This is a genomic window from uncultured Thiocystis sp. (assembly GCF_903866365.1).
GTDB lineage: Bacteria > Pseudomonadota > Gammaproteobacteria > Chromatiales > Chromatiaceae > Chromatium.
On sequence record NZ_CAIPNF010000053.1, the window covers coordinates 1 to 2,153 of the forward strand.

1 protein-coding gene is annotated in these 2,153 nt (G+C 60.2%); it reads left to right on the forward strand.

Annotated features, from left to right (window positions below; genetic code table 11):
• Window positions 1-1,062 precede the first annotated feature (1,062 nt).
• Complete coding sequence (locus QZY07_RS03055; RefSeq protein ID WP_295399628.1) at window positions 1,063-1,689, forward strand: hypothetical protein; 627 nt, start codon at window positions 1,063-1,065, stop codon at window positions 1,687-1,689.
• The last annotated feature ends 464 nt before the right edge of the window (window positions 1,690-2,153 follow it).

Sequence of the window (2,153 nt, forward strand, 5' to 3'; positions counted from 1 at the left end):
AGACGAACACTGGGACGCCTGCCTCGACGTGCTCAAGGAACGTCCGCGCCGCCGTCGCTTGCAAACCGTTCCGGCCAGGGTCATGCAGATGATGAACTCACAAGTGCGTCAACGGTGCGGTTAAGTTGGCGCTTATGGGTACTCGACCCCGGCGGCCATGTTGAACTGGTATGACCGGCAACCCGAACCCCCGGACCCGGCGACCTGTACCGCACTGGCGGCGCTGGTGACACGCTTAGAGGGGCGGACCCGGCGCGCCCTATTTGGCTATCCAAGTTGGCCGCTTTTTTAGGGTCGACGGAATTTTCTGGGGTTTGGGCTTACACCCCCTATGACGCCGCGTCGCTCGCGCCGCCGTTTACCCCGAGTCGTTACATCGAACTGATTCAGCAAGCGCAGCCCCGCCGTCACCCTGCGCTATATCGGGCTGGATCGCGCGACGGTCGCGAAGACCTATGACGACTATGTTTTGTGAACCCGGCGAGCGCGTGAGCACGTTTCGTCAGATACCGGGAAAGTCGGTATATACTGGCGCGATTACGAATACTGCGGGCAAGGAATAGCCCTGGAGAGATTCTGAGTTTCTCCAGGGCTGGCCCGATTTTTAGCATCGGGTGGGCACACTTCGCAACTGCGCCCCTCGGTTACGAATAACCGAAAGGCGGCTGAATTGGGCTGGGGTTTGAGCGCGCATCATGCCGCGACTGACCGAATCTAGTCAAGGCCGCCTGCAACATGAGGCGCAACCCATGCCCCACGCACAGCCCCGCAATTCCGGGTTTGTTGACCCAGCGCGACATCCTCGCGCGCTTCAACTGCCCTCAGGGTTCGCTCCCGCTCCGCATCGCCCGCGGCCAAATCCCTCACGCGACGGGTCGCGTCGGTCCGATCTCTGTGTGGTCGGTCGAAGCCGTTGACGCTTGGCTGGCTCGCTCGGGCGAGGCCGCATGATGGCGGCCCGCGACCTATCCCCCACACAAGCAAAAGGCCCAGAGTCTGATACTAAGGGCTGGCGGCGAGACCAGAAGCGCGCCCGACGGAAGCCGACGACTGGCGGCGAGGTTGGGCAGGAAAACGTTCAACATCGATCCGCGTGAGCCGCCATGCACATTGCGCAAAACCGCGACGATGTCTATCTTTACTTTGCTGACTAAAACTGTCGGATTTAAAAAAGACCATCTTTTAGGGGGAATTCCAATGCGTCACGTTCTTCGATCGATCGCTGTCAGCGTTGCCATCGCGCCCGCGCTGTTCGTCAACACGGCTCATGCGACGAGCTGGTTCGATTACAGCAGTACCCCTGCCGTCCAAATCACCAGCACCGATTTCCATGCGGCGACCCTGCTCCGGAAGGTCACCGTGGTCTGTCCGAAAGCCGGTTTCATCGTCGCGAATGCCACGTCTCAGTTCGCGATTTTCCCGTCCGCCGGTGGATGGGCCTACGTGGGCGCCGGCTTCAGTCTCGCCATCAACGATCCCGCGCCGACCGAAATGGATAGCAACTCCGCGCACTATATCTCCGCCTACAGCGACGGCATCACCGAATCGGGCGCGACCCAGCGCGTGGCCAGTTGCACGGCCGGACAGACGATGAACGTCTTTTTCATGGGGTATCTCCAGACCGCGGAAACCGCCTCGTCGGCTTACAATCCGACGCTGGTGGTGCAGTTTTTCGACACGAGGATCTAGCCTGAAAACGACCCCCATCAAGACCGCGTCGCGGTCATCCCGCCCCTCGCGATCGATTGACAGAGGTCAGACGATGAACATTTCAGAATATCGGTAAGCAAATCAATGACGCGATGCGGACGGGTTTGCTCCGGTCTTCCCGTCCGCGCGTCCTGTCGACCTCTTCAGCCTTGCTGCTCGCTCGGTGCTGGCGGTTTGCGCCGAATCTTCCGATTCCTGCCCCCGTAGACATCTTCCGGCCTTGCTGACGGCTCGTTGTCTGCGGTCCTGCTGGGATCCTTCGCTCAGGCTCCGAAATGGTTCTGAGCCGTTCTGGTGGCTCCTGTGCAGTGGTCCTGGTGTGTCCTCTCGGATCGCTAATCCTGTAGACATCTTCGGCCTGCCAGACGGCTGATGTCTGCGAGTCTCTGCTCCGCCCTTTCCGACAGCTTTCTTGTTGACTTCTTCTGGATGTTGCAAACGAC